Here is a 26,247-nt window from a genome sequence, read left to right as displayed (position 1 = left end):
ATGACCGTTTCTCGCCAGCATGAGTACGATCGACCGTATGGAAAGCGGCCCCGACGCTGCGGTCCTCGCCCGCAGCGAGCCCGCCGAGATCACCGACAAGCGCCTGCTCCGCGGGGCGAAGACGCGGCACACGGTGCTGCGCTACGCGGTGGACATCGCCTCGCTGGACGGGCTGGACGGGCTGAGCTTCGGCCGGCTGGCGACCGACTCCGGGCTGAGCAAAGCGGGCATCCAGACGCTGTTCAAAACCAAGGAGGCGCTGCAACTGGCCGCCATCGACTACGCGCGCGACATGTTCGCCGACGCGGTGGTCGAGCCGACCCGGTCCGAACCGCACGGCGTCGCCCGGTTCCGGGCGCTGGTGGCGAGCTGGCTGGCCTACGCCGAGACCCCGCTGTTCGCGGGCGGCTGCTTCTGGGTCGCGAACGTGCCGGAGCAGGACAGCAGGCCGGGACCTTTGCGGGACGCGCTGATGCGGGACCGGCAGGCGTGGATGCGCATCCTCGAGCGCGAGTTGCGGCACGCGGTCACCGAGGGCGAGATCGCCGAGGTCGACCCGGAACTCACCGCCTTCCAGATCGACGCCGTGCTCTGGGCGACCAACACCGCGCTGCGCATCGGCGACGACAACGCCATGCCGAGGGCATGGCGCGTCGTCGACAGCTTCCTTACTTCGCCCTGACCCCGGCCGGCAGCCGGAAGATCAGCACGGTTACCCCGATCGCGAGTACGCAGGTCGCGATCGAGGCCATCGCGAAGGCGTGCCCGGCCGCCGCCGCCCCGCCGTCCACATCGGGCCGGAACGCGGCGAAGAAAACCGCGCCGATCACCGCGACGCCGAGTGCGCCGCCGACCTGTTGCGCGGTCGACAGCGCGCCCGAGGCCGTGCCGACGGAGTCCGGACTGATCCCGGACAGCACCGTGCCGAGCAGCGGCGTGATGAGCAGTCCGCCGCCGAGGCTCTGGCACATCAGCGTCGGAATGATCAGTGCCGGAGTGAGTTCGGGGCCGTAGAGCAGTACGAGGGCGGTGATCAGATAGCCGGTCGCCACCACGATCGCGCCGACTTCCAGTACGCGCCTACCGTATTTCGGCATCAGCCGGCCGGCGATCATGCTGAACACGAAGAAGGTGGTCGCGGCGGGCGCGTACACCAGGCCCGAGCCGAGCGCCGACAGACCGAGACCCTCCTGCATCGAAATCGACAGTGCCAGATAGTAAGACGTCAGGAATGCGTACACGCACAGGACCAGCACGATGCCCACCGCGAACGAGCGCTGCGTGAACAACGCCAGCCGCACGAGCGGGTCACCACCCGCGCGATCGACCCCTCGTTCGATCGCGACGAACAGCCGGAACGCGGCGGCGCTGGCCACGAAGCAGGCCCAGGTCCACCACGGCCAACCCGCCTCGCGGCCCTGAATCAGCGGGAAGGTGAGCAGGACCAGCGCGGCGCTCAACGCGAATACGCCTGGCACGTCGAGCTTCCTGGCTCCGTCCGCGCGCGATTCCGGCACGTACCGGATGGCCAGCAGGATCGTCACCACGCCGATCGGCACGTTCACCCAGAACACGCCGCGCCACTGCGAGCCGAACAGATCGGCGCCGATCAGCAGCCCGCCGATGAGCTGACCACCGATGGTGCCCAGGCCGATCACCACGCCGAGCACCCCGAACACCCGGTGCCGGGCGCCCTCCGGCACCAGCACCGCGATCATCGTGAAGACCTGCGGAACCATCAGCGCCGCACCGAGTCCCTGCACGACCCGCGCCGCGATCAACATGCCGGGATCCGGCGCGGCGGCGCAGACGATCGAGGACAGCGTGAACACGACCGCGCCGAGGAGGAAGATCCGTTTGCGCCCGTACATGTCCGCGAAACGGCCGCCGGTGATCATCAGCACCGCGTAGCTCAGCTGGTACCCGGCGAGGATCCACTGGAGTTGCCCTTCGGAGGCGCCGAGGTCCGCGCGGATCGCCGGACCGGCCACCACCACGATGTACGAGTCGAGGATCGCCATGAACATGCCGATCATGACGACCGACACCGAGGTCCACGGCACGACGGCCGCGCTCGTGCCGACCGGTTGTCTCACATCCGTCATGATGGAGACAATACGGTCGACCGTATGCTTATCGCAACCGGTCTGGGCGCGGCCGAATACGGCTCAGGCCGCGGGCTTGTGCGCGACCGCGAAGATCCGGCGGAACGGGAACCAGGTGGTGCCGTCGGATCGGGCGGGGTAGGCCACGCGCAGGCGAGGTGCGAGTTCGGTGCGGAATTCGCGCCAGTCTTCCTCGTCCAATGCGGCACGGATCGGGCGCAACGCGGTGCCGGTCACCCACTCCAGCACCGGGTCCGGACCCGAAAGACGTTGCAGATAAGTGGTTTCCCACACGTCGACCTCGGTGTCGTCGACCGCGAGGACCGTGGCGTAATCGGCCGGTCCGGATACGGCGTCGGCGCTGCGCAACGCGATCTCGCCGAGTTTGCCCTGCCAGCGCGCCTCGGTGGCGAGCGCGCGGATCTCCCGGTGCGACGGGGCATCGAAGTTGCCCGGTACCTGCATGGCGAACCAGGCCCCGGCCGGCAGCGCGGTCAGCCATTCCGCGAGCAGCATCAGATGATCCGGAACCCATTGCAGGACAGCGTTACTGACGACAACATCGGTCTCGGCGTCCGGTTCCCAGTCGGTGACGTCGAGTACGCGGGCGTCGATCCCCCGCTCCCGCGCCTCCGCGACCATCTCCGGCGAGGAGTCCAGCGCGTCCACCTGCGCGTCCGGCCAGCGCTCGGCCAGCACACCGGTGAGATTGCCCGGGCCGCAGCCCAAATCGACTACCCGGCGGGGCTTTTCGGCGTCGATCCGGGCGACCAGCTCGAAGAACGGGCGTGCCCGGTGGTCGGCGAAGTCGAGATACTTCTTCGGATCCCACATACGAAACCCTTCTCGTAAACAGTACGAGCGTACTTAGTACGATTGTACTGTATAGCATCGTCGCCTCGTAGATGCCCCGCACGCAGGTGCGACAAACCCGCCTACACTGAAGAAACCGACCAGTTTGATATGCTCGATCAGGGGGTAGTCGGCAATGGATGGTTGCCGGCCCGTTAGCCGGCCGACCGGCGTAGCGGCAGCTACCGACAGTCCGGTCGGTCCACTACCCGTTCATCAATGTTGTTGCACGCAAGCCAGATACAGTGACCTGTATCGGAAAGGTGCGTGAATCATGACGGAACCCAAATTCGCGATCGGCGACCGAATCCGCCACGTGTCCATGGGACATCACGGCGTAGTAGTCGCAGTCGACCGGGAACACTCCACGGCCCACGACGCCAACGATCTCAGCCTCAACCCGGAGATCCGCGGCAACCCTTGGTACAAGGTGACGCTGGAAGACGAGCACGGCACGGCGGTCGACAGCTATTTGTCCGAATCCCAGATCGACGCCGAATAGGCCGTCACACCTGGATGAGCCCTAACTGCTGCCGCAGGGCGAAAGTGTCGACGAGACCCCAGATCTCCGTGATCCGATCGCCGGCGAAACGGAGGAAGAACACCTCGTCGTACCTGACCGGCTTGCCGGTCGGCGCGAGCCCCTGGAACTCCCCGTTGTGCGTTCCGGTGACCACCGATCGGCAAACAACCTTGTCCCCCTTGGCGATCAACTCCTCGACCGTCACCCGAACATCGGGGAACGCCCGCAGCAGCATCGCCCACACCCGCTCCAGCGCCTCCGCCCCCGTCCCGGTGACCGGCACCGAGGTATGCAGCAATGCTGCCGGGTCGACAACCTGTCGAATCATCCGCGAAATCACCTCCAGCTCACCACTGTTCACAGCATCATGAAACCGCCCGAAGATCGCGGTGTTGTTCATTTCCTGATCCGATGACATCGGCTCCTCCTCACCTCGGCTGCCCATAAGACCGCCGCCGGGCGCGAAATGTGACACGAAGTCCGAATCTACTTGCGGCCGTTAACGCTGCGAACGCTGGAAAATGAGTGGTTCCGGGGATTCGAACGGGGTTACGTTACGGCGATGGCAGAGATCCACGGCCAGTGTGCTGGTCGGTTCGGGGCGGTGGCGGAGGCGTTGGCGGGGTCGCTGGATGGCGATGATGTCGGGGCTTCCGCGGCGGTGTTCGTCGATGGCGAAGCCGTGGTCGATATCTGGGGTGGGTATGCCGACGCGGGGCGCACGATTGCGTGGGAGCGGGACACCATCGTCAATGTCTGGTCGACGACCAAGACGATGGTGGCGCTGTGTGCGTTGATTTTGGCCGATCGGGGCGAGCTCGACCTCGATGCGCCGGTCGCCGCCTATTGGCCGGAGTTCGCGGCTGCGGGGAAACAGGGTGTGCTGGTACGGCATCTGCTCGGTCATACGGCGGGACTACCGGACTGGGATGAGCCGATCACGGTCGAGGATCTGTATGCGTGGCCGACGGCCACGGCTCGGCTGGCCGCGCAGACGCCGCGGTGGGAACCCGGAAGTGCCGGCGGATATCACTCGATCACCTTCGGTCATCTGATCGGCGAGGTCATCGCGCGGGTGACCGGACGCAGCGTCGGCACGTTCTTCGCCGAGGAAGTGGCCGGGCCGCTGGGCGCGGACTTCCATATCGGGCTATCCGCCGAACACGACCGGCGCGTAGCCGAACTGATCGCCGCGCCCCAGGGCGACAAGCCGGCGGGCTTCACGGTCGGGGTGTCCGATGCCAATACGACGGCTTGGCGACGGGCCGAGATTCCGGCCGTCAACGGCCACGGCAATGCTCGCTCGGTCGGCTTGGTGCAGTCCGTGCTGGCGTGCGGCGGCACCGTCGGCGGAGTTCGGCTGTTGTCGCGGGCAGGGTGCGAACGTGTCTTCGAGGAACAGTTCCGCGGGCTCGACAATGTCCTCGGCAGTCCGATCCGCTGGGGCATGGGCTACCGCGTGGAGAACCGCACCTGCTCGTGGGGCGGGTGGGGCGGTTCACTGGTGCTCGTCGACTTCGATCATCGAATGACGGTGTCGTACACCATGAATCAAGTGCTGTGGGATGCCGGTTACGACCGGTCCCTCAGTGTCCTGATGGCGGCCTACGAATCGCTTACCGCCTGAGTCGATTCAGGCCACGACCTGGGTGCGCAGGCGTTCGGCGAAGGCGCGGGCGGCCGCGAGGTCGGCGCCGTTGGGACGGTCTTTGCGGATGCCGCCGACGAGTTTGAACGGCGCGTAGGTGTCGAAGGCGCGGCAGGAGAAGGTGCCGGTTACCTCGAAACCCTTCTGCCCCAGCAGCTCTGCCATCGGCCGGGAGAAGCGCTGGAATCGAGCTTCGGGGAAACCACTGGTGGCGAAGATAAATGCCTTGCCGCGCTGTTCCTGCGGCAGGGCTTCGACGAACTCACGAAGCTGAGCGTGGAAGGAGCCCAGGAAGATTCCCGAGCCGAAGCCGACGAGGTCGTAGCCGGCGAGGTCGGTCGCATCGATCCGATCGGGGCTGACGACGCGGGCGTCCAGGACATTGCCCATGAGGTCGGCGATCCGCTTCGTGTTGCCATGGGACACCGAGGTGCACACGATGATGGCCTGCATGACGAGGCTCCTTCACGTTCGATTGATCCGGTCGTCCGCTGAGACACCGCCCGATCCACGACCGTGACATGCGGGCGGCTGTGGCCTCCGTCACCGTCAGCCGTCGCGCGGCCGGGCGAGCGGGCGCAGCACATCGGCGGAGCGCAGCTTGTCGGGATTGCGGACGGCATACAGGCCGGTGATGCGGTCGCCGTCGATCTCGATCATCAGGATGGTATCGAGTTGCCCGTCGGCGCCCGACCGGAACAGCAGCGCGGGCAGTGCGTTGAAGCTGCCGAACTCGACGGCCATGTCCGCCATGCTGTTTCGGGCCAAACCGATGAGGAACTTGGCGACCGGCTCGGCGCCGGTGACCGGGCGGCCCGCGACGATGACGCGGCCGCCGCCGTCGGAGATCTGGACGACGTCGGGGGCGAGCACGTCCATCAGGGTCTGCACCTCGCCGGTGCGCGCCGCGAGCAGGAAGCGGGTGATGATCGCCTGGTTGGTCTCAGCGTCGGGCTGAAAGCGTTTGCGGCGCGCCTGCACGTGTTCGCGGGCCCGATGCGCGATCTGGCGGACCGTGGCGTCGGTCTTGCCGATCATCCCGGCGATCTCGACGAGGCTGTGGCCGAACACTTCCGACAGCAGGAACACCGCCCGCTCGGTCGGGCCGAGGGTTTCCAGCACGAGCAGCATGGCCATCGACACCGATTCGGCCAGCAGCACATCGTGACTCGCGTCGTGTTCGGTGCGGATCGGTTCGGGCAGCCAGTTGCCCACGTACTCCTCGCGGCGGCGGCGCACAGTCCGTAATTGGTTGAGCGCCTGCCGGGTAACGATCTGCACGAGATAGGCGCGCGGGTGTTCGACCGCGTCCTGGTCGGCGTCGAGCCAGCGAAGGAAGCTGTCCTGCAACACATCTTCGGCGTCGGCCGCGCTGCCGAGGATCTCGTAGGCGATGGTGAACAGCAGCGGCCGGAACTGGTCGAACGTATCCGTTTCGGGGAGTTCGTCTTTCATCGGATCCCGGCCGGGATCGACTCGGACGCAGTCGGACCCGGCAGCCACCGGTAGGCGCGCGGGAAACGCATCGAGGTGAGGGTGAAGCGGCAGACCCGTTCCTTGACCAACGCCGCCACCCGCCCGGACAGCACGAAACCGCGGGCACTGTCGTCGCGATGTGTGGCCTGGATGAACCCGTCGCGGCGGCCGAGGCGGATCGCCTGGCCTGCCATGCCGAGCGACAACGGTTCGGGTTGCTCGCCACGGATCAATGCGAGGACCGTGTCGGCGCCGTGCGCACCCATCGGTATCGCGGCCTGACAGCTCATTCGCAAGTGCTCCCCCACATGTCCAGGTGGTGTGGCGGCATCCCCCACACCAACGATCCGTCCATGATCAACACACACCAACGTATCGTCGGTGCGCAACCGACCGTCGGCAGACACGGGTAGATCACTGCGCAGCGCCAGGTCGGGCACGCCGAACGAACCGGCCCAGATCGTGCAGTCACTGGGCAGGAACCCTGCGTCGGTCGCGACTCCGTCCGGGCGCACCCCAGTCACTCGCAGCCCGGTACGCAACCGGACGCCGGCCTTCGCGAGCTTGCCTTCGATCCTCGCCCGGCTCGACTCGGGCAGCCACCCGGCGACCGACTGCGAAACCAGCTCGACCGTCAAAGACGGGTACCGGTAAGCGATTTCGGCGGAGGTTTCGATCCCGGTCAGACCGCCACCGATCACCACGACCCGCGCGCCCGCCGGCAGTCGCGGCAGTCGCCCGCGCAACGCGTCGGCACCGGCGAGATCGGCGACGCTGTGCGCGTACTCGGCTCCGGACAGGCCGCTGGCGGCCGTACTGCCCACCGCGTACACCAGATAGTCGAATTCGAGCGCGCCACCGTCATCGAGCCGCACCGACCGTTCCGCGATCTTCTCCACGGTCGCCACCCGCAGCCGTACATCGCGGTGCAGCAGCCCCCTTCGCTCCTGCACCGCGTTCGCCACGCCGGCCGCGTGCTCGTGCAACCGGATGCGCTCCACGAACTCCGCCCGCGGATCGACCACCGTCACGCGCACGTCCGACTGCCCAACGGCGGCAAGCCGATTCGCCGCCATCACACCGGCGTAGCCCGCGCCGACCACCACCACCTGCGCCACCACAACCACCTCCGCTCAGTCCCGAACCGACATCTCGAAGACACCGGCCGAGCGGAGACCGTGACAGCGCAGGATTGTGGCAACCGTCACAAACGAGAACCGGCGCTGGTCACGCGCTCTCGACAGAGAGGCTGACCAGCGCCGGAACGCTCGAAATCGTTTGTCGGGGTGACAGGATTTGAACCTGCGACCCTCCGCTCCCAAAGCGGATGCGCTACCAAGCTGCGCTACACCCCGTTGTCCCTCGCGGCGGGTGTCGGCCGCCGCCGAGGCTGAATTCCGTGTGGAGCCGGTGACGGGAATCGAACCCGCACCATCAGCTTGGAAGGCTGAGGTTCTACCATTGAACTACACCGGCAGGCAAACGACATCGATGGGATCGCCACGATGTCGCGTGCGTCCCGACTGTACCGAACCCTGCTTCGCAAATGCCAATCAGCCCCCCGCGCAGCGAGATAGCGCAGGCGTGTGTCCGGGTGGTCGGTGCGACGCCCTATCGTGAGTCTCGCACGCCACTCGCCCCGGTCAGGGCGGGGCGCGCGGGTGCAGAACTTAATGAAATTAAGAGGGATCTCTTCCTTGAAACTCGGGCGTGTCGGATCAGAAGCGGGGAGCATATGGGACGCGTGACGACTCCTGTCGGGGGGAGCCGTGGCCCACGGGATGGCCACCAGTCACGCCCGACCGGTCGCGGAGAGGATGCCGCCCATGGGGACATCACGACTCGCCGAAATCGCACTAGCAGTAAATTGCGCCGTGCCACCGACCGCCGGGTGTGCTGTGGGCAGGAAAATCCGGCTCCACATCCCCACTGGGCAGAAGACCCGCAGACCTTCGGCTACTCGCACCGCTACTTCGGCGCCGCGACCAGGCAGGCAGCCCATCCGGCCGCCCGCTCGGCCACATCGCGCCGAGGTGCCGCGAGCGGCCGCGGGGACCCGCATGGCGCGGCGCTACAGCGTGTCGCCAGCGTGTCTCGGCGCGACTTCTCAGCGAACGAAATCCGGGTGTAACGCCGACGCGACTTCTGCGATCTCATATCCGATCGCCATTCGCGAGGCATCGAGAACACGTTGCAAAACAGCGTTTTTTGATGCCGGGTGGCTTGCTAGGATCCTTTTTGCCGGACGGGGGTATCTGGAAAGGGGGCGGTGAGCGTGCGCCGAGCGAGGTGGACACAACCGCGTAGCAGTGCGAATGATCGGGGTGACGTCGGCACCTGTGTCAGCACAGGGCCTCTGGGTACCGACGCCACCTGCGCAGGGTGAGTTCGATGTCGATCGATATCGAGCCCCCTGTCGCCGCGATGGCCCGCGCCTGGGCCCGTGCGGTGTGCGCCGAGCCGGGTTCCGGCGCGGCGCCGCAACAGCTGGAACCGGTACTTATCGAGATCGTCGAGCAGTTGCTCACGCTCGCCAGGTCCGAGCCGTTCCCGGTGCCGCAGGCCCGGATGCTCGGTGCCCGGCTGTCCGAAGCGCCGTTCGACCGGATCCGGATGCTCGCGCAGGCCTCCAGGTGGCTGCTCGGCTTCCCGTCCGGTGCGCCGGGTTCGCTGGTCGCCACCCGCTGGCCGTTCGTCGCCAGCCAGGCCATCGACAGCTATGCCCAGGCGTTGCAGGAACGTGCGCTGGCGCAGCAGGAGCAGAACCTCTCGGCGAAGGTCTCGCTGCGCGTGCAAGAGATCGCAGCGCTCCAACATCGGCTCCGGCACGAGGCGACCCACGACGCGCTCACCGATCTGGCCAACCGCACCCTGTTGCAGGACCGGGTGCGGCTGATGTCGACCGACCCGAACCGCGGGGTCGGACTGCTGCTGATCGACCTGGATCGGTTCAAGCAGATCAACGATGGCTACGGGCACGCGATCGGCGACGAGGTGCTGGTCGAGCTGGCCAACCGGCTGCGCGAGGTGTGCGCGCCGGAAACGGTGATCTGCCGGTACGGCGGCGACGAATTCGTGCTCGCGGTGAACCCGCCGCACAACACGCTCGGCGATCTCGCCAGCAAGATCGTGTCCGCGCTGCGCGACCCGGTCTGGTCGACGGCGGGACCGGTGCCGGTCTCGGCGAGTGTCGGCACCGCGTTCTGTCCGCCCGGAAGTCCGTGCGACTTCAGCGATCTGCTGCGCCGGGCCGACCGCGCGATGTACTCGGCGAAGACGGCAGGCGGACGACGGTTCGCGCTGGCCGACGAGCCGGCCATCGACGAAGCCGTGGCGGGTTGAGGAGCTGGCGAAGCTAGACCGCCTGACAGGTAGGGCACCAGAAGAGGTTTCGGGCCTCCATGACCGCGTGCGCGACCGGCGTGCCGCACACGCGGCACGGCGCGCCCTGGCGGCGATAGACGTAGGTGCGCGGGCGGTCGGGTGCGTAGGACGGCTCACCGTGGTCGTCCTCGGGGCGGACCACGACCATCTTGCCGACCCGCACGCCGACCTTCATCAACGCGACCAGATCGACCCACATCGCGGCCCACTCCTCGGCGGACAGCGCGGTGCCCGGCCGGTGCGGCGAAATGTGGTGCCGGAACAGCAGTTCCGCCCGGTAGACGTTGCCGACCCCGGCGAGCACCGCCTGATCCATCAGCAGCGCGCCGATCGGCCTGCGCGAGCGGTGCATTCGCTGCCACGCCCGATCGGGGTCGGCGCCGCGGCGCAGCGGATCCGGGCCGAGCCGGTCGGTGAGCGCGGAAACCTCTGGGGCGAGCAGGACTTCACACGCGGTCGGCCCGCGCAGATCGGTGCCGAAGCCGGGCTGCCCGTCCTTCGCGCCGAGCATCCGCATCCGCACCTGCCCGACCGGCTCCCCCATCGGCAGCTCGGATTCGGTGAACTTGCCGTACAGGCCGAGGTGCACGTGCACGATCAGGCCCGAATCGTAGTGGTGCAGCAGGTGTTTGCCCCACGCCTCGGCGCGGGTCAGCAGCTGACCGTCGACCAGGGCCGCGCCCGCCGCGAACTTGCCCTGCGGGCTGGACACGCGCACCACACTGCCCGCGAGGCGCTTGTGATGCAGCCTCGCGAGCCGGTGCAGCGTATGACCTTCGGGCACAGTCGGTGACCGCTCAGTACGCGGGAACCGCCGGGGCCTCGCCGGACTTCTCGTACTCGGCCAGGATGTCGATGCGCCGCTGGTGGCGGTCCTCGCCCGACCATTCGGTGGTGACGAACGCGTCGACGATGGCCAGCGCCTCCTCGGTGGAGTGCATGCGGCCGCCGATGCCGGCCAGCTGAGCGTTGTTGTGCTGACGGGCCAGCTGGGCGGTCTCCACGCTCCAGGTCAGCGCGCAGCGGGCGCCGGGCACCTTGTTCGCGGCGATCTGCTCGCCGTTGCCGCTGCCGCCGAAGACCAGCCCGAGGCTGCCCGGGTCGGCGACGGTGCGGCGGGCCGCCTCGATGCAGAAGGCCGGGTAGTCGTCGAGCGCGTCGTACTCCAGCGCGCCGCAGTCGACCACCTCGTGGCCCGCCTTCTCCAGATGATCCTTGACGTGATTCTTGAGTTCGAAACCGGCATGGTCGGCACCGAGGTATACGCGCATGGCAGGCATTCTGTCAGGCGCGTTTCCGGGCCGTTACGAAGGGGTTCGCCGCCTGATTAACACCGGCGCCTGCTACCGCGAATCGAGAGATACCGCGCGACAGGCGCGGCCGCCATCCCGAGCAACTGAATAGAGTTCATTTCATGCAGCCGCACGAACCCCAGCCCCATCAGACGGGCCCGCACGTCGACCCGTATGCCCCGGCCGGGTGGGCGCAGGCGCAGGACGCGCCCTACGGCTCGCCGCCGCCCTACCCGGTTCCGCCGCAATACGGCCCCTATCCCGGCGCGCCGGTCCCGCCGAGCACGCCCCCGCAGCAACCGCCGCGCGGGCTGTCGCCGTTCGGCATGCCTGCCCGGCACAGCTGGGAGATCCCGATGCTCATCGTGGTCGTCGCGCTGACCGTGCTCGCGTACGCGGTCGCGGTGCTGCTGCTGGCGACCGGCAACTTCGACCAGTACGTATTGTTGCTGGTGTTCGCCCCGATACTGATCTGGCTCGGTCGTGGCGTGCTGTATTCGACCCAGCGGGTCAACGGCGTCAAGATGTCGCCGACGCAGTTCCCTGAGGGGCATCGGCTGGTGGTCGAGGCGGCCGCGCGATTCGGCCTGGCGAAGGTGCCGGACGCGTACGTGGTGCTCGGCAACGGCCAGATCAACGCGTTCGCCAGCGGGCACGGCTTCCGCCGGTTCGTCGCGGTGTACAGCGACCTGTTCGAGATCGGCGGCGCCGCACGGGAACCCGACGCGCTGGCGTTCATCATCGGCCACGAGGTCGGGCACATCGCGGCGGGTCACGCCTCGTATTGGCGGCAGGTGGGCATGTTCCTGGTCCCGTTCCTGCCGATCATCGGCAACTCGCTGATCCGCGCGCAGGAGTACACCGCGGACAACCACGGCTACTGCAACCGGCACGTGGGCGCGCCCGCGGCGATGGGCACGCTGGCCGCAGGCAAGTACATGAACACCCTGGTCGGCTTCGACGAGATGGCCGACCGGGCGGCGATCGAGAAGGGGTTCTTCGTCTGGGTGGTCAACGCCATGTCCTCGCACCCGGTGCTGACCTGGCGGATGTGGGCCCTGCGCGATCGCAGCAGGCACGGCAAGCTGTGGTTGCGGCCGAGCCCGCCGGTAGGTGCGGTGCCACCGCCGGGTGGCTACCCGAGCACTGCCCAGACGCCGGCGCTGCCGCCGAAACCTGTTTCCTAGCAAGCACGGTCCGAGTGCCGCGGGGCGAACCCCGCGGCACTCGCCCAGGTTCAGTCGAACTCGGGGTCTTCGGTGCGGGTGCGCTTGAGCTCGAAGAAGTGCGGGTAGTCCGCCAGCGTCACCGCGGCGTCCCACAGCTTCCCGGCCTGCTCGCCGCGCGGGATCCGGGACAGCACCGGACCGAAGAACGCGGTCCCGTTGATGTGGATGGTCGGCGTGCCGACGTCCGGGCCGACCTTGTCCATGCCCGCGTGATGGCTCTTGCGCAGCGCCTCGTCGTAGTCGGTGCTCTCGGCGGCCTTGGCCAGCTCGGCGGGCAGGCCGACCTCGGCCAGCGAATCGGCGATCACCGCGGTGAGCGACTCGATGCGCGAGTCGCGCTGGTACTCCTCGCGGCGGTTGTGGATGCGGGTGCCCATCGCGGTGTAGAGCGGCAGCAGCACCTTGTCGCCGTGCTCCTGCGCGGCCGCGATGGCGACCCGGACCGGGCCCCAGCCGCTGGACAGCAGTTCCTTGTACTGATCGGGCAGACCCTCTTTGTCCTCGTTCAGCACCGACAGGCTCATCACGTGGAAGCGCGCCTCGATGTCGCGTACCTGCTCGACCTCGAGGATCCAGCGGGACGTGATCCAACACCACGGGCACAGCGGGTCGAACCAGAAGTCCGCAACATCTTTCGTGGAGCTCTTCTCACTCACGACAGGTCCTCTCGAATCGCATAGTCGACTGACGGTGCTCAGCTCCGCCGTTATACGGAACCAACCACGGCGGCCGTCGATTCGTTCCCGCCCGGTCGCCGCGTTTTCGGGAGATGCCGCCGCCGATCCCAGTAGGGTCTAGCGGCAGGAGTCCAGGTTCCCTCTCGACAAGGAGTCCGCATGGGTTCGGATGATCGTTTTGTCATCGTCGGCGGCGGACTGGCCGCGGCGAAACTGGCGGAAGCGTTGCGCGCCAACGACTTCGACGGCTCGGTGACGCTGATCGGCGCGGAGGAGCAACTACCCTACGAGCGACCACCGCTGTCCAAGGAACATCTGGCCGGCAAGAAACAGCTCGCCGAATTCACCACGCACCCCCGCCAGTGGTACCGCGACCACAACGTCGACGTGCGAGTCGGCACGACCGTCGAGAGCCTCGATACCGCCGCGAAGACCGTGTCGCTGCCGGACGGTTCGACGGTCGGCTACGACAAGCTGGCCCTCGCCACCGGCTCGACCCCGCGCACCCTGTCGATCCCCGGCGCGGACGCCCCCAACGTGTACACGCTGCGCACCATCGAGGACTCCGACACCCTGATCGAGTTCTTTGCCAGCGCGGCTCAGTCCGTGGTGATCATCGGGGCGGGCTGGATCGGCCTGGAGGTCGCCTCCGCCGCCCGCGCCGCCGGACTCGCGGTGACCGTCGTGGAGACCGCCGAAGGTCCACTGCTCGCATCTCTCGGGCCGGAAATGGGCGAGGTGTTCGCCGACCTGCACCGGTCCAACGGCGTCGACCTGCGCTTCGGCGCCGAGGTCACCGAGATCACCACCAAGGAAGGCATCGGGACCAGGCTCGCCACCGGGGTGAAGCTCGACGACGACAGCGTCATCGAGGCCCAGGCGGTGCTGGTCGCGGTCGGCGCCAAACCGAACATCGAGCTGGCCGCGGAGGCCGGGCTCGACGTGGACGGCGGCGTGCTGGTCGACGAACACCTGGCCACCAGCAACCCGGACATCGTCGCGGTCGGCGACATCGCCGAGCAGCAGCATCCGGTGCTGGGTCGCCGAATTCGGGTGGAGCACTGGGCGAACGCGCTCAACCAGCCGGCCGTCGCGGCCGCGACCATGCTCGGCAAGGACGCCAGTTACGACCGGCTCCCCTACTTCTTCACCGACCAGTACGACCTGGGCATGGAGTACACCGGCTACGCGGCGCCCGGCGACTACGAACGCGTGGTCACCCGCGGCGACGTGGCGAAACGCGAGTTCGTCGCGTTCTGGCTGGACGCGGACAACCGGATCCTGGCCGGCATGAACGTGAACGTCTGGGACGTCACCGACCGGATCAAGGAACTGATCCTGGCGGGCGAACCGGCCGACCCGGAGGCACTGGCCGACACCTCGAAACCGTTGTGACTCCCGATGAAATACATGCTGTTGAAGACCTACCGCACCCCCGCCTACTGCGACACACCGATCAGCGAATGGTCCCCGCAGGAGATCCAGGCGCACATAGACTTTCAGCGCGCCCTCGGCGAGCAGTTGGCCAAATCGGGTGAGCTGGTAGACGCGCAGGGGCTCACCGGCCCGACCGAGGCGCGCATCGTCAGCTCCGACGGCCGCTCCGCGCCGCTGGTGACCGACGGACCGTTCCCGGAGACGAAAGAGTTCCTGGCCGGGTATTGGATCGTGGATGTGGACAGCCCGGAACGGGCCTACGAGATCGCCGCGAGCGCCTCGGCGGCACCGGGTCCGGGTGGTAAACCGATCGGCGAATACATCGAGGTCCGGCCGGTGATGAGTCACCCGGCCAGCGACCAGTGACCAACCGGCGAGTGGTGCCCGACGACACACCGCTCCCGGCGCGGCCCGAGGACCTGTTGCGCGAGTTGGCGCCACAGGTCCTCGGTGCGTTGGTCCGCCGGTTCGGCGACTTCGACACCGCCGAGGACGCGCTCCAGGAGGCGATGCTCGCGGCGGCGACCCAGTGGCCGGTCGAGGGCCTGCCGGACAATCCGCGCGGCTGGCTGATCCAGGTGGCGCAGCGCCGGATGGCCGACGCGGTGCGCGCCGAGGTGGCCCGGCGGCGCAGGGAGACAACAGCATTCGATCGCGACGTGCCGGACGCGCTGCCGGTCGACCACGACGACACCCTGGCCATGTTCTTCCTCTGCTGCCACCCCGCGCTGTCCTCGGCCAGCGCCATCGCGCTCACCTTGCGGGCGGTGGGCGGGCTCGGCACGGCGGAGATCGCGCGCGCGTTCTTCCTGCCGGAATCGACCATGGCGCAACGGATCACGCGGGCGAAGAAGAAGCTGGCCACGTTGGACCGGCCGTTCGCGCGGCCCGGTGACGACGAATGGCGCGCCCGGCTCGGGACCGTGCTGCACGTGCTGTACCTGATCTTCAACGAGGGCAGTACGAGCACGTCCGGTCCGGCGTTGCAGCGCGCCGACCTGTCCGGCGAGGCGATTCGGCTCACCCGCGCGGTGCATCGCATGCTGCCCGACGACACCGAGGTCACCGGGCTGCTCGCGCTCATGCTGCTCACCGATTCCCGGCGGACGGCCCGCACGGGTGAGCGCGGCGAACTGATTCCGCTCGCCGAGCAGAACCGGGCGCTGTGGGATCGCCCGCTGATCACCGAGGGCATCACCTTGACGACAAGCACTCTGGCACAAGGACTTACCGGCCCGTACCAACTCCAGGCCGCCATCGCCGTCCTGCATGCCCAGGCCCGGAGCACCGACGAGACCGAGTGGCCGAAGATCCTCGCGCTCTACGACCTGCTCGACAAGTTGTCGGACAACCCGATCGTCACGCTCAACCGCGCCGTCGCGATCGCGATGGTGCACGGCCCCGAGGCCGGCCTCGAACTCGTCGCGACCCTGGACGAACAACTGGCAGGCAACCATCGCCTGGACGCCGTCCGCGGCCACTTGCACGAAATGGCAGGCGATTTCGACGCCGCCATCACCGACTACACCACCGCCGCAGGCCGCACCCCCAGCGCGCCCGAGAACCACTACCTCACCCTGCGCGCCGCCCAGCTCCGCCATCGGTGACCGGACCGGGTGCCACGCGCCGGCCGGTTCGTGGGGCAGACTGCGGAGGTGACGGATAAGACCAGCGCGGGGGTTCTGTTGTATCGGCGGGGCGCGGACGCGCACGTCGAGGTGTTGCTCGGGCACATGGGCGGGCCGTACTTCGCGCGGAAGGACAACGGCGCGTGGTCCATTCCGAAGGGCGAGTACGAGCCGGAGCTGGAGGACGCGCAGGCGGCGGCCAGCCGCGAGTTCCACGAGGAGCTCGGCTTGTTCGTGCCGGCCGGTGACTGGATTCCGCTCGGCGACGTGCGCTACAGCAGCGGCAAGGGCAAGAAGACCCTGACCGTCTGGGCCGTCGAGGGCGATCTCGATCCGGCCGAGGTGGTGCCCGGCACGTTCGAGATGGAATGGCCGCCGCGCTCGGGCACGCTGGCCAGCTTCCCGGAGATCGATCGGGCCGACTGGTTCGACCTGGACACCGCGCACGAGAAACTCGGCACGGGCCAGCGTCCCTATCTGGCTCGGCTGAGCGACTACCTCAGCCGAGCCTGACTACTGCTGCGGCACACCGGTCCAGGTGCGGCCGGTGACGAGTTCGTAGGCCTCCATGTACTTCTGCCGGGTGGCCGCGACGACGTCGGCGGGGATCTCCGGGCCGGGGTACTCCTTGTTCCACCCGGTGGAGGTGGACCAGTCGCGGACGAACTGCTTGTCGAACGAGCGCTGCGCGCGGCCGGGCTCCCATTCGGCGGCCGGCCAGAAGCGCGAGGAGTCGGAGGTCAGTACCTCGTCGCCGAGGGTGAGCGTGTCGCCGTCCCAGCCGAATTCGACCTTGGTGTCGGCGACGATCACGCCGCGCTCGGTGGCGTGCGCCGCGCCGCGCGAGTAGATGTGCAGGGTCAGGTCGCGCAGCCGCTCGGCGACCTCGCGACCCTCCTGGTTCACCACGTCCGCGAAGGTGATCGACTCGTCGTGCCCCTCGGACGCCTTGGTGGTCGGCGTGAAGATCGGCTCGGGCAGCCGGTCGCCCTCGCGCAGGCCGGGCGGCAGCGCGACGCCGGACACCGAGCCCTCCCGCTGGTACTCCGTCAGGCCGGAGCCGACCAGGTAGCCGCGGGCGATGCATTCGACCTGCACCATCTTCAGCGGCTTGACCCGGATCGCCCGGCCGGCGAACTCGGCGGGCACGTCGGTGGCGGAGACTACATGGTTGGGCACATCGGTGAAGTAGTCGAACCACCAGTTGGACAGCTGGGTGAGCAGCGCGCCCTTGTCCGGGATCGGCGTCGGCAGCACCACGTCGTAGACCGAGACCCGATCCGACGCGACCAGCAGCAGGGTGTCGCCGTCCTCGTAGAGGTCGCGCACCTTGCCGGCGTGCACATGCTTCACTCCGCAGCTCCGATCCTGGATAGGGTTCATAGGGCAGTCTTCAATGAGAAAAAACTCCCACGCGGGCAACCTTACCCAGGTGGCATCGTGGGGAACGCCCGAGCTAGTTCTTCGAACCCGAAGGAGCCTTATGTCCGCACCGAACCTGACTCGCGACCAGGCGATCGAACGCGCGTCGACTGTGTCGGTCGATAACTACCGCATCGACCTGGACCTGACCGACGGTGCGGGCAAACCGGGCGAGCAGACCTTCTTCTCCCGCAGCACGGTCACCTTCTCCGCGACCGCGGGCGCGAGCACCTTCATCGACCTGGTGGCCCGCGGCGTGCGTTCGGCGGTGCTCAACGGCACCGCGCTCGACGTCGCCGGCTACGACGAGTCCACCGGGATCGCGCTGCCCGACCTGGCCGCGACCAACGAGCTGGTCATCGAGGCCGACTGCGATTACTCCAACACCGGCGAGGGCCTGCACCGCTTCGTCGATCCGACCGACGACTCGGTCTACCTGTACTCGCAGTTCGAGACCGCCGATGCCAAGCGGATGTTCGCCTGCTTCGATCAGCCGGATCTGAAGGCCACGTTCGACATCAGCGTCACCGCCGCGCCGGAGTGGAAGGTCATCTCCAACGGCGCCGTCGTGGAAACCCTTGCGGCAGAACCGGGTAAGCACGTCTTCCGCACCACGCCGAAGATCAGCACCTACCTGGTCGCGCTCATCGCGGGCCCGTACGCGCAGTGGACCGACGTCTACAGCGACGAGCACGGCAACATCCCGCTCGGCATCTACTGCCGCGCCTCGCTGGCCGAGCACATGGACGCCGAGCGCCTGTTAACCGAGACCAAGCAGGGATTCGCCTTCTACCACAACAACTTCGGCGTGCCGTACGCGTTCGGCAAGTACGACCAGCTGTTCGTGCCGGAGTTCAACGCGGGCGCGATGGAGAACGCAGGCGCGGTGACCTTCCTGGAGGACTACGTCTTCCGGTCCAAGGTGACCCGCGCGTCCTACGAGCGGCGCGCCGAGACCGTGCTGCACGAGATGGCGCACATGTGGTTCGGCGACCTGGTCACCATGAAGTGGTGGGACGACCTGTGGCTGAACGAGTCGTTCGCCACCTTCGCCTCCGTGCTGTGCCAGGCCGAGGCGACCGAATACACCAGTGCCTGGACCACTTTCGCGAACGCGGAGAAGTCCTGGGCCTACCAGCAGGACCAGCTGCCGTCCACGCACCCGATCGCGGCCGACATCCCCGATCTGGCGGCGGTCGAGGTGAACTTCGACGGCATCACCTACGCCAAGGGCGCGAGCGTGCTAAAGCAGCTCGTCGCCTACGTCGGCCTGGAGCCGTTCCTGGCCGGTCTGCGCGCCTACTTCGCCGATCACGCCTACGGCAACGCCACCTTCGACGATCTGCTCGCGGCCCTCGAAAAGTCTTCCGGCCGTGACCTTTCCGACTGGGGCGCACAGTGGCTGAAGACCACCGGCCTGAACACGCTGCGGCCGGACTTCACCGTCGACGGCGACGGCAAGTTCACCTCGTTCGCCGTCGTGCAGGGCGGCGCGGAACCCGGCGCCGGTGAGCGGCGCGTGCATCGCCTGGCCGTCGGCGTCTACGACGACCAGGACGGAAAGCTGGTGCGCACCAAGCGCGTCGAGCTCGACGTGCAGGCCGCCGAGCGCACCGAGGTGCCCGAACTGGTCGGCGTCGCGAGCGGGCAGTTCGTGCTGATCAACGACGACGACCTGACCTACTGCTCGGTGCGCCTGGACGCCGGTTCGCTGGACGTGCTGGTCAACCGGATCGCCGATATCGCCGAGCCGCTGCCGCGCACGCTGGCCTGGTCGGCGGCCTGGGAGATGACCAGGCAGGCCGAGTTCCGGGCCCGCGACTTCCTCGCGCTGGTCCAGCGCGGCGTCGGCGCGGAGTCGGAAATCGGTGTGGTGCAACGACTGCTGATGCAGGCGAACCTCTCGCTGCGCAGCTACGCCGACCCGGCGTGGGCGGCCGAGACCGGCTGGGTCGAGTACGCGAACCGGCTGCTGGAGCTGGCCCGCGCGGCCGAGGCGGGCTCGGATCATCAGCTGGCCTTCGTCAACGCGCTCACCACCGCCAAGCTGTCCGCCTGGCACACCGAGGTGCTGCGCGAGCTGATCGACGGCGATCCGGGCAAGGTCGGCCTGGCCGGGCTGGCGGTCGACGCCGACCTGCGCTGGCGCATCGTGATCGCGCTGGCCGCGGCCGGTGAGATCGATGCGGACGGCCTCGACACCCCGTTCATCGATCAGGAGCTGGCGAAGGATCCGACCGCGGCGGGCCGGCGGCATGCCGCGACCGCGGCGACCGCCCGGCCGCAGGCCGCGGTGAAGGAACAGGCGTGGGCGAAGGTGGTTTCGGACGATTCCGCGTCCAACATCACCACCCGCGCAATCGTCGCCGGGTTCGCGCCTGCGGGGCAGAGCGAGCTGCTCGCGCCCTACGTCGACCGCTACTTCGCGGAGGTGGCCGGCGTGTGGGAGCGGCGCTCCAGCGAGGTCGCGCAGACCGTGGTGGTCGGCCTCTACCCGGGATGGGCGATCAGCGAAGACGCCGTGGCGACCGCCGACAAGTTCCTCGCCGGGGACCATCCGCCGGCCCTGCGCCGCCTGGTGGTCGAGGGCAAGGCGGGCGTCGAACGGGCCTTGCGCGCACGGACTTTCGACGGGCAGTAGCTGAACCATGATCGACGGGACATGACGGCGTCCGCGCTGTCATGTCCCGTTGTTCGTGAAGGTCATTGGAAGAGTGCGGTATTGGCCGCTGCCCACTGGGCGAAGGTGGTGGCGGGAGCGCCGGTGAGGTCGGCGACGGTGGTGCCCGGCGTGGGGTGCCAGCCGACCATCGAGCCGGTGGCCTGCACGTACCACTCGGGGGTCGGCATGCTGCGCGCGAAGACCTGGATCGCTGCTTCGGGCGAGACCTGCCGGACGGTCAGCGGGCGACCGAGAGCCGCACCGATCTGCTGGATTCGATCGGCTCGGGTCAGGGCTTGCGGGCCGGTGAGTTCGTAGGTCTGCCCGCTGTGGCCTTCGGAGAGCAGGACTTTCGCGGCCACCCGGGCGATGTCGTCCATGGCGACCGGGACGCTCTCCACCTCCGGGTACGGGTCCAGGATCTCGTCGGACGCGCGGATCTGCTCGGCCCAGACGGTGGCGTTCTCGATGAAGTCGACGCCGAACAGGTGCGTCCACGCCAGCCCCGAGTTCTCCACCGCCACGGCGATCGGCGTCCAGTGCGCCTCGCCGGACAGATCGACGATGTGCCGGATGCCCGCCTGCTTCGCCAGCGCGACGACCTCGTCGACGGTCTCCAGCATCGGTGCCAGATACATCCGCTGCACGCCCTCGAACGCGGCGGGCAGCGAAGACACCCGGCCCAGATAGCCCTCGGCGATCTCGACGCCGGCGGGCAGCGCGGCCCGGTCCGGATGATTGGTCAGTGCGCGGACGTCGTCGGCGCCCGCCGCGAGCAAGTGGTCGACGACCATGCGGCCGATGTTTCCGGTGGCTCCGGTCACAAGAATCTTCACCGCACCACGGTGCGCGAGCCGGGCGGCGGTGGCAACCCAATTGTGCTGTGCCGCAAATGCCACCGGCGCGCTCACCCGAGGTGGGTGAGCACGCCGGAAGCATTGCTCGGACTCCGCCGCAGGGACGGAAGGGGTCAGCGACCGATCGCGGCGGCCATCACGCGGACCGCGGACACCAGCCCGTCGATCAGCTGGCCCTGCCGGAACGAGCTGGACGCGGCGGTGACGCCGAGCTGGCAGACCCGGTCGTTCGCGCGGTCGGCGACCTCGCGGCCGGAGCGCACCTCGATCGCCTTGTCGTTGGGCGAGACGGCGATGAGCACCGAACGCGTCGCCTCGGGGGTGTTCGGGAAGATCGCGTCGGCGCCGGCGGCCGGATCTTCGCCGAGATCGCCGATGTAGACGTTGAACCGCACCTTGGTCGCGCGGGTCGCCTCGGTGAGCACGTTGTCCATGGCCAGCCGCTCGTCATCGCTGAACGGGGCCTCCTTGAACACGTCACCCGCCTCGTGCACGCCGGAGACGCGTCCGCTGGTGGTGACCACGTACCCGTGCGGCAGGTCGGCCTCGACCACCGCGGGCCACTTAGAACTTGCCACTTGCCCGGCCTCCGATCAGCTCCGCCTTGGTGGCCTCGATCGCCGCGTGGTGCCCATGCGACGACCCGGCCGAATCGTGATGACCGGTCGAGGTCACCTCGTCGGTCGCACTCCACAGCACCGGCGCCGCCGTCCACTGCTGACCGAGGTCGTAGTGGGCGGGCTTCTCACCGGCGAGTGGCTTACCGAGATATGACAATCCGGCAATCGCGAGGTATATCACCAGCGGGATGCCGAGGAAGACCAGCACTGTCTCGAGAATGCTCACGGTCCAACGGTAGACGATGCTGTGTAGTAGTTCCTCCTCTGGTGGCCGCCAATCCGTCGTGTCGGGCCATCGTCCGACGAATCACCTGCGCGGATGGCGGAAGCGGACGCCGAAGTAGATCTCCTCGGGCCCGAAGTACCGCCACAGCGCGCGGACCGACGACCACCCCGCGCGACCGGCGAACACCGCCGCGCCGGCGGCCAACGTGCGGTGCGGCGCGTCCTCGGGGAGGCCGGACCCGGCGAGGTGGGCACAGGTCGCGGCGGTCATGATGCTGCCGGCGAGCAACCAGGCGTCGACCTTGATCGCGCGCAGGATCGTTCGAGGGGTCCGCACGTCGGCGATCGGCTGCGGCTCGGGGGGCAGCACGACCGTGGCGTCCGGGTTCACCTGGTCTTCGACGTCGTCCACACGCTCGGCTCCGCCCGCGGGCGGTCGGTGCGAATTCAGCATCTTGGTTCGTACTCCTTGTCGAGGAGTCCGCGTTCGAGGACTGCGCAGGGCAGCCGAACGATGGACTCAGGAACTGCAGGGAATGTGACCGGCGCACACGTGTGCATGTTTTATCGAATTACCCGGCGAGCCCGAGCCGCAGGTTGTCGGAGTCGCCGCCTTCCCACACCGGGGAGACGATCACGAGCATAACTAAAACCGACCGGGTTTCAACGTTCCTTTTTAACCGTCCTGCTCAGATCGATTCATCGCTTAGCGAACACGAGTCGCCGGCCCTAACCAAGTGTCCATTCGGTCCGATGAACGAATGTTTGGAATTCCTAATACGAATTCCAACTGGCCCCTACGGTCCAGATCCGGGGCTCTGGCCAGGATCATTGGAATCCACCAAAACCCGCGCCTACCTGCATATTTGGAAATTGGATCCGAATCGGGCACGACCAAATAACCCCTATTAGGCCACTTGTCGGGGTTGTCCCGGCCACGGGCGCATGGTTGACTGATGAACGAGTTGAGCGCCCGGATCTACGCAGCATCGACTCACTCCGGACTCACACGCAGGGAATGTGACCGAGAATTGGCTGGACCGCCGTCCGCAGGCGGAGGTCCACTCCAGCGATTCGACCTGAATCCAATACCAGACTGCGCGGTCCGTAAATGTTTGGACTAATTCAGCGTCGCCGATAGGCAATGAATTGGACTCGAATACGGCAGTACCGCGGACACGCGAAAACACTCGAATGAAAGTATTTCGATCGGATAATTCCCGTGGGCGAGGTATTGCCCGGCGTCGCCTAGGCGACGCCGGGCCGCGGACGCCTGCTCCAGCGGGACGCGGGCGCCGTCGCCAGCCTGGCCATCAACTGCTGCGCGGCGGTCGCGGAACTTCCGGGGAGCGCGGCCTGCACCGTCGTCAGCCGAGTGTCGCGGGGATACGCCGGCTCGTGCACCGGATCCCACTCGGTCACCGGCGACGAGAACTCGGCGCCACCCCGGACTACGGCCGCAGTGAACAACTGTTGCCCGGTCAGCGACACCGGTACCGCGCACTCTTGCGCCCGCTCGATCGCCTTGATCACCATCGCCACCACCTCGCGCGTTTCCGGACACCGGCGATGGCGGCCGCTGCGCCGCTCCCCCGCCCGATAGATCCGCACGAGACGCCCCGCCCCGTCGTGCTCGACCATCTCCACCTTGCTGGTCAGCCCGTAGCCGCTGTGTGCGGGGACGGCGGTCACCCGCCACGCCGCCGCGTACAACGCGGGTGGCAACGCACTGGTGGCCGGGGTGCCCGCGGGCCCCAGATAGATCAGCTCACCCTGCTCGCCGTAGAAGCCCAGCACGCCGGACTCGGTGAACACGATGTCGCCCGGGCACAGATCCAGATGCCGCAAGGCGACCGCCATGATCGGCAACTCGAACCGGATGCGTTCCGGCAGTGGCAGATCGACGGCCTTGAACGCCTCGCGAATCAGCCAGGCCTGCGCGCCCATGTGCGGAAACGCCAGCCCGTCGATCGCCCGCAGCGCCGCCAGACCCGGTTCCGCCGCCTGCCCGGCGGCCTCGACCTGCTCGCTCACCGCATGCACCAACTGCTCGTACCGGGCGACGACCGCTTCGGTCGAGGCGGGCAGCTCACCTGCGGCCACGGTCAACGCCGGAAGGTGCCCACCATCGGCCTCCCCGTACCGGGCAACGATCGCTTCGGTCGAAATAGGCAACTCACCTGCGGCCACCGTCGACGCCGGACCGTGCCCACCGTCGGCCTCCCCGTACCGGCCAACGATCGCTTCGGTCGAAATAGGCAACTCACCTGTCGCCACGGTCGAACCCGGACGGTGCCTACGGTCGGCCTGCCCGCACCGGGCAAGGGTCGCTTCGGTCCAAGTAGGCAACTCACCTGCGGCCACCGTCGACGCCGGACCGTGCCCACCGTCGGCCGGCCCGTCCCGGGCGACGATCGCCTCGGTCGAAATAGGCAGCTCACCTGCGGCCACCGTCAACGCCGGACCGTGCCCACCGTCGGCCTGCCGCTGGCCAACATCGGCGTAGCGTGGCACGGCGTCGGCGGCAACGGGCGCGATACTCACCGAGCTCATCGGTGCCGGGCGGCCGCTCAGCACGACCCAATCGACGTTCGGCCACACGCCACCCCAGCCCAGCGGCCGGCTCGTGAGCGGCACCGACTCCCAGTTGATGCGGTGTGCCGTGGCGACTTGGTCATGCCGGATGCCATGCAGGTTCGCCCCGTCGACCGCGGGCGCGAGCAGCAGCGCCCAGCCGCCGCCGGCGTACAGGCCTTTGCGGCCGTCGACCAGGGTGAGGATGTCACCGGGTGCGGCCTGCTCGAGCGGCACGGGCACGCCGGACTCCTCGCCCGCGCGCGTGTGCAAGGCGATGCCCAGGGTGCCGTAGGCCTTGCGCACCAGGCCCATCGCGTTGCATTCGTCTTGCGGCCAAGCGTTTTCGAGCTCGGCCCGGACGATCCGCAACGCCAGCCGTCCCGGGGTGACGCGGACGCCGGAGTCGCGCAGCTCGCTGCCCACCCACCGTCGATCGGCACCGTCGTGCGACGGAGCGCCGGTCGGCGCGTGCCTGCTCGGCTGCCATGGTTCGGCCGCGCGCGACCCGTACCAGGTCGACGGCAACGGCGTGACGAAGCGCGGCTCACCGGCGCCGTCCACGGCCGCGACGATCTTTCTCGGCGCGACCAATCGCACCAGGCCACGCCACCGGCCTGCCCAGCCACCCGATTGCGCGGACAGCGGCAGGCCAACGCCCGGCAGGCCGCGAACACTCGGCAGGTCGGCGTGCGGCAGGCCGCGAACACTCGGCACGTCGGTGTGCGGTAGGTCCCGAACACTCGGCACGTCGGCGTGCGGCAGGTCGCCGTCGCCCGGCACGTCGATGCTCGGCAGACGACTACCGCCCGGCAGATCGGTCCCCGCGGACCGCTCCAGTCCGGCGGCGCCGCGCTCCTCGATCAGGGGCTGCTGCACTTTGCGCGGACCAGGCTTACCCGCCTCCGGGTGCTTGCGCCTGATCTGCGCGCAGCGGTCGACCGCGAACCGCACCTGGTCCGCGGGGAGGTCGCAGCTTTCCAAATACCGTTGCAGCAGATCCGGTTTCGGGAAGCTCAGGTACCCCGAGCCGCCAGCGTAGTTGTACACGGTCTGCTTGCCGGGGCGACCGGCGCAACGTGTCACCACGACCGCCGTGGACAGCCCCGAGGCGCGCCGGGCCGCGGCGGTCATCGCGAGGAACTCGGCGCGCAGCTCGGCGTAGGCGGCCGTGTCGAGGTCCAGCGTGAGTCCGAGCGCGGCGCCGAGCGACGCCCACTCGGCGCTCAATGCGTCGAAAAGTGGTCAGTGACACCCGGATTCACAGATAGCGCGCCGTCGACTTCCGCATCGCGCCAGGCGCGCGGGCGGTGCGGGCATTCCGGCACGACAAGACCGGTCACGTCAACTCCTCAACCTATGGAACGGAGGAATCCGCGGGCCGCGATGCTGCGCGCCGGTCATGCCGACCGGTGCCGCTGGGTCCGGATCCACCACGAGATGAGTTCCTGCCCGACAAACATCGCGTGCCTCGCGAACCCCAAAGCTTTGTAGGTGCAGCTCAATTCGGGACCGCCGCAACGCTCGCGCGCAATCAGCCGGCAATGCCGAGCGCGGCTCCCCACTGCACCGGGGGCAGCACCAAGTTTGCCACTCCGTCACAGTTACGGCCACCCTTCGCGAGCAAAAATCACAA

Annotated in this window: 25 protein-coding genes and 2 tRNA genes; 10 read left to right on the top strand and 17 right to left on the bottom strand. The window is 68.1% G+C overall.

The window, feature by feature from the left end:
* The first annotated feature begins 37 nt into the window (after positions 1 to 37).
* On the top strand, positions 38 to 682 hold the full coding sequence (locus AB0M22_RS18575) for a TetR/AcrR family transcriptional regulator (protein ID WP_364727849.1): 645 nt from the start codon (positions 38 to 40) through the stop codon (positions 680 to 682).
* Here AB0M22_RS18575 and AB0M22_RS18570 read toward each other — a convergent pair.
* Positions 669 to 2,105, bottom strand: a complete 1,437-nt coding sequence (locus tag AB0M22_RS18570; protein WP_364727847.1) for an MFS transporter — start codon at positions 2,103 to 2,105, stop codon at positions 669 to 671. The genes AB0M22_RS18575 and AB0M22_RS18570 overlap by 14 nt on opposite strands.
* A 63-nt stretch (positions 2,106 to 2,168) precedes the next feature.
* Positions 2,169 to 2,939, bottom strand: a complete 771-nt coding sequence (locus AB0M22_RS18565; RefSeq protein WP_364727845.1) for a trans-aconitate 2-methyltransferase — start codon at positions 2,937 to 2,939, stop codon at positions 2,169 to 2,171.
* Between the two features lie 292 nt (positions 2,940 to 3,231).
* Here AB0M22_RS18565 and hspQ point away from each other — a divergent pair, with 292 nt between their 5' ends.
* Complete coding sequence (gene hspQ / locus AB0M22_RS18560; RefSeq protein ID WP_364727843.1) at positions 3,232 to 3,459, top strand: heat shock protein HspQ; 228 nt, start codon at positions 3,232 to 3,234, stop codon at positions 3,457 to 3,459.
* A gap of 4 nt (positions 3,460 to 3,463) precedes the next feature.
* Here the strand turns inward: hspQ and AB0M22_RS18555 are convergent, their stop codons facing one another.
* On the bottom strand, positions 3,464 to 3,898 hold the full coding sequence (locus AB0M22_RS18555; protein WP_364727841.1) for an ester cyclase: 435 nt from the start codon (positions 3,896 to 3,898) through the stop codon (positions 3,464 to 3,466).
* Positions 3,899 to 4,042: 144 nt separating this feature from the next.
* Between AB0M22_RS18555 and AB0M22_RS18550 the strand changes: the two genes are divergently transcribed.
* Positions 4,043 to 5,107 (top strand): serine hydrolase domain-containing protein, encoded by a 1,065-nt coding sequence (locus tag AB0M22_RS18550; protein WP_364727839.1) that lies wholly within the window; start codon positions 4,043 to 4,045, stop codon positions 5,105 to 5,107.
* Positions 5,108 to 5,113: 6 nt separating this feature from the next.
* On the opposite strand, the gene AB0M22_RS18545 is transcribed toward AB0M22_RS18550, so the two are convergent.
* The 5 genes from AB0M22_RS18545 to AB0M22_RS18525 all read right to left on the bottom strand — a co-directional run bounded on the left by AB0M22_RS18545 (position 5,114) and on the right by AB0M22_RS18525 (position 8,080).
* Positions 5,114 to 5,581 (bottom strand): flavodoxin family protein, encoded by a 468-nt coding sequence (locus AB0M22_RS18545; RefSeq protein ID WP_364727836.1) that lies wholly within the window; start codon positions 5,579 to 5,581, stop codon positions 5,114 to 5,116.
* A gap of 96 nt (positions 5,582 to 5,677) precedes the next feature.
* Complete coding sequence (locus AB0M22_RS18540; protein ID WP_364727834.1) at positions 5,678 to 6,583, bottom strand: RNA polymerase sigma-70 factor; 906 nt, start codon at positions 6,581 to 6,583, stop codon at positions 5,678 to 5,680.
* Positions 6,580 to 7,722 (bottom strand): FAD-dependent oxidoreductase, encoded by a 1,143-nt coding sequence (locus AB0M22_RS18535; protein ID WP_364727832.1) that lies wholly within the window; start codon positions 7,720 to 7,722, stop codon positions 6,580 to 6,582. Before AB0M22_RS18535 ends, AB0M22_RS18540 begins: the two co-directional genes overlap by 4 nt.
* A 163-nt stretch (positions 7,723 to 7,885) precedes the next feature.
* A tRNA-Pro gene (locus AB0M22_RS18530) sits at positions 7,886 to 7,959 on the bottom strand.
* Positions 7,960 to 8,006: 47 nt separating this feature from the next.
* A tRNA-Gly gene (locus tag AB0M22_RS18525) sits at positions 8,007 to 8,080 on the bottom strand.
* A 915-nt stretch (positions 8,081 to 8,995) separates the two neighbouring features.
* Between AB0M22_RS18525 and AB0M22_RS18520 the strand changes: the two genes are divergently transcribed.
* Positions 8,996 to 9,946 (top strand): GGDEF domain-containing protein, encoded by a 951-nt coding sequence (locus AB0M22_RS18520; protein ID WP_150403145.1) that lies wholly within the window; start codon positions 8,996 to 8,998, stop codon positions 9,944 to 9,946.
* A 13-nt stretch (positions 9,947 to 9,959) separates the two neighbouring features.
* On the opposite strand, the gene AB0M22_RS18515 is transcribed toward AB0M22_RS18520, so the two are convergent.
* Together AB0M22_RS18515 and AB0M22_RS18510 are read right to left on the bottom strand one after the other, a co-directional pair.
* Positions 9,960 to 10,772, bottom strand: coding sequence for a DNA-formamidopyrimidine glycosylase family protein (locus tag AB0M22_RS18515; protein ID WP_364727829.1), 813 nt, complete (start codon positions 10,770 to 10,772; stop codon positions 9,960 to 9,962).
* Between the two features lie 13 nt (positions 10,773 to 10,785).
* Entirely contained in the window at positions 10,786 to 11,259 is a 474-nt protein-coding gene (locus AB0M22_RS18510) for a ribose-5-phosphate isomerase (protein ID WP_150403147.1), read from the bottom strand.
* Between the two features lie 143 nt (positions 11,260 to 11,402).
* On the opposite strand from AB0M22_RS18510, the gene AB0M22_RS18505 reads away from it, so the two are divergent.
* A complete protein-coding gene (locus AB0M22_RS18505; RefSeq protein ID WP_364727825.1) occupies positions 11,403 to 12,467 on the top strand; it encodes a M48 family metallopeptidase in 1,065 nt (354 codons plus the stop codon).
* Between the two features lie 50 nt (positions 12,468 to 12,517).
* Here AB0M22_RS18505 and AB0M22_RS18500 read toward each other — a convergent pair whose 3' ends face one another.
* Entirely contained in the window at positions 12,518 to 13,165 is a 648-nt protein-coding gene (locus AB0M22_RS18500) for a DsbA family protein (protein WP_364727822.1), read from the bottom strand.
* A 180-nt stretch (positions 13,166 to 13,345) separates the two neighbouring features.
* Here AB0M22_RS18500 and AB0M22_RS18495 point away from each other — a divergent pair, with 180 nt between their 5' ends.
* The 4 genes from AB0M22_RS18495 to AB0M22_RS18480 are packed head-to-tail and all read left to right on the top strand — an operon-like array spanning position 13,346 to position 16,764.
* On the top strand, positions 13,346 to 14,581 hold the full coding sequence (locus AB0M22_RS18495) for an FAD-dependent oxidoreductase (RefSeq protein ID WP_364727819.1): 1,236 nt from the start codon (positions 13,346 to 13,348) through the stop codon (positions 14,579 to 14,581).
* 6 nt (positions 14,582 to 14,587) lie between these two features.
* Positions 14,588 to 14,989 (top strand): YciI family protein, encoded by a 402-nt coding sequence (locus AB0M22_RS18490; RefSeq protein ID WP_364727816.1) that lies wholly within the window; start codon positions 14,588 to 14,590, stop codon positions 14,987 to 14,989.
* The gene (locus AB0M22_RS18485) at positions 14,986 to 16,230 is read left to right on the top strand and encodes a DUF6596 domain-containing protein (RefSeq protein WP_364727813.1); all 1,245 of its coding nucleotides are present in this window, start codon (positions 14,986 to 14,988) and stop codon (positions 16,228 to 16,230) included. Before AB0M22_RS18490 ends, AB0M22_RS18485 begins: the two co-directional genes overlap by 4 nt.
* Positions 16,231 to 16,278: 48 nt before the next feature.
* Complete coding sequence (locus AB0M22_RS18480) at positions 16,279 to 16,764, top strand: NUDIX domain-containing protein (RefSeq protein WP_364727810.1); 486 nt, start codon at positions 16,279 to 16,281, stop codon at positions 16,762 to 16,764.
* On the opposite strand, the gene AB0M22_RS18475 is transcribed toward AB0M22_RS18480, so the two are convergent.
* Positions 16,765 to 17,604: a phosphoribosylaminoimidazolesuccinocarboxamide synthase gene (locus AB0M22_RS18475; RefSeq protein ID WP_364727808.1), complete on the bottom strand. Its 840-nt coding sequence runs from the start codon at positions 17,602 to 17,604 to the stop codon at positions 16,765 to 16,767.
* A gap of 130 nt (positions 17,605 to 17,734) precedes the next feature.
* On the opposite strand from AB0M22_RS18475, the gene pepN reads away from it, so the two are divergent.
* Entirely contained in the window at positions 17,735 to 20,314 is a 2,580-nt protein-coding gene (pepN, locus tag AB0M22_RS18470) for an aminopeptidase N (protein ID WP_364727806.1), read from the top strand.
* Between the two features lie 62 nt (positions 20,315 to 20,376).
* Here pepN and AB0M22_RS18465 read toward each other — a convergent pair whose 3' ends face one another.
* The 5 genes from AB0M22_RS18465 to AB0M22_RS18445 all read right to left on the bottom strand — a co-directional run bounded on the left by AB0M22_RS18465 (position 20,377) and on the right by AB0M22_RS18445 (position 25,841).
* Positions 20,377 to 21,171, bottom strand: coding sequence for an NAD(P)H-binding protein (locus AB0M22_RS18465; RefSeq protein ID WP_364727803.1), 795 nt, complete (start codon positions 21,169 to 21,171; stop codon positions 20,377 to 20,379).
* Between the two features lie 134 nt (positions 21,172 to 21,305).
* Positions 21,306 to 21,770 carry a DUF5130 domain-containing protein gene (locus tag AB0M22_RS18460; RefSeq protein WP_150403156.1) on the bottom strand — a complete coding sequence of 155 codons (465 nt, stop codon included), beginning with the start codon at positions 21,768 to 21,770 and terminating at the stop codon, positions 21,306 to 21,308.
* Complete coding sequence (locus tag AB0M22_RS18455) at positions 21,757 to 22,038, bottom strand: hypothetical protein (RefSeq protein WP_150403157.1); 282 nt, start codon at positions 22,036 to 22,038, stop codon at positions 21,757 to 21,759. The genes AB0M22_RS18460 and AB0M22_RS18455 overlap by 14 nt, the downstream gene beginning before the upstream one ends.
* Before the next feature lie 81 nt (positions 22,039 to 22,119).
* Positions 22,120 to 22,491 carry a hypothetical protein gene (locus AB0M22_RS18450; RefSeq protein ID WP_364727799.1) on the bottom strand — a complete coding sequence of 124 codons (372 nt, stop codon included), beginning with the start codon at positions 22,489 to 22,491 and terminating at the stop codon, positions 22,120 to 22,122.
* 794 nt (positions 22,492 to 23,285) lie between these two features.
* Entirely contained in the window at positions 23,286 to 25,841 is a 2,556-nt protein-coding gene (locus AB0M22_RS18445) for a hypothetical protein (RefSeq protein ID WP_364727796.1), read from the bottom strand.
* Positions 25,842 to 26,247 lie beyond the last annotated feature (406 nt).

It is taken from the genome of Nocardia sp. NPDC051756, assembly GCF_040681495.1.
GTDB lineage: Bacteria > Actinomycetota > Actinomycetes > Mycobacteriales > Mycobacteriaceae > Nocardia.
This window is presented reverse-complemented; position numbering and strand designations above follow the sequence as displayed.

Bases quoted from the DNA above. Each gene is read 5' to 3' on its own strand.
- AB0M22_RS18520 (WP_150403145.1), top strand. From the start codon at position 8,996: ATGTCGATCGATATCGAGCCCCCTGTCGCCGCGATGGCCCGCGCCTGG.
- AB0M22_RS18490 (WP_364727816.1), top strand. From the start codon at position 14,588: ATGAAATACATGCTGTTGAAGACCTACCGCACCCCCGCCTACTGCGAC.
- AB0M22_RS18550 (WP_364727839.1), top strand. From the start codon at position 4,043: ATGGCAGAGATCCACGGCCAGTGTGCTGGTCGGTTCGGGGCGGTGGCG.
- AB0M22_RS18510 (WP_150403147.1), bottom strand. From the start codon at position 11,259: ATGCGCGTATACCTCGGTGCCGACCATGCCGGTTTCGAACTCAAGAAT.
- pepN (WP_364727806.1), top strand. From the start codon at position 17,735: ATGTCCGCACCGAACCTGACTCGCGACCAGGCGATCGAACGCGCGTCG.
- hspQ (WP_364727843.1), top strand. From the start codon at position 3,232: ATGACGGAACCCAAATTCGCGATCGGCGACCGAATCCGCCACGTGTCC.
- AB0M22_RS18575 (WP_364727849.1), top strand. From the start codon at position 38: ATGGAAAGCGGCCCCGACGCTGCGGTCCTCGCCCGCAGCGAGCCCGCC.
- AB0M22_RS18570 (WP_364727847.1), bottom strand. From the start codon at position 2,105: ATGACGGATGTGAGACAACCGGTCGGCACGAGCGCGGCCGTCGTGCCG.
- AB0M22_RS18450 (WP_364727799.1), bottom strand. From the start codon at position 22,491: ATGCTGAATTCGCACCGACCGCCCGCGGGCGGAGCCGAGCGTGTGGAC.
- AB0M22_RS18495 (WP_364727819.1), top strand. From the start codon at position 13,346: ATGGGTTCGGATGATCGTTTTGTCATCGTCGGCGGCGGACTGGCCGCG.
- AB0M22_RS18505 (WP_364727825.1), top strand. From the start codon at position 11,403: ATGCAGCCGCACGAACCCCAGCCCCATCAGACGGGCCCGCACGTCGAC.
- AB0M22_RS18555 (WP_364727841.1), bottom strand. From the start codon at position 3,898: ATGTCATCGGATCAGGAAATGAACAACACCGCGATCTTCGGGCGGTTT.
- AB0M22_RS18545 (WP_364727836.1), bottom strand. From the start codon at position 5,581: ATGCAGGCCATCATCGTGTGCACCTCGGTGTCCCATGGCAACACGAAG.
- AB0M22_RS18565 (WP_364727845.1), bottom strand. From the start codon at position 2,939: ATGTGGGATCCGAAGAAGTATCTCGACTTCGCCGACCACCGGGCACGC.
- AB0M22_RS18540 (WP_364727834.1), bottom strand. From the start codon at position 6,583: ATGAAAGACGAACTCCCCGAAACGGATACGTTCGACCAGTTCCGGCCG.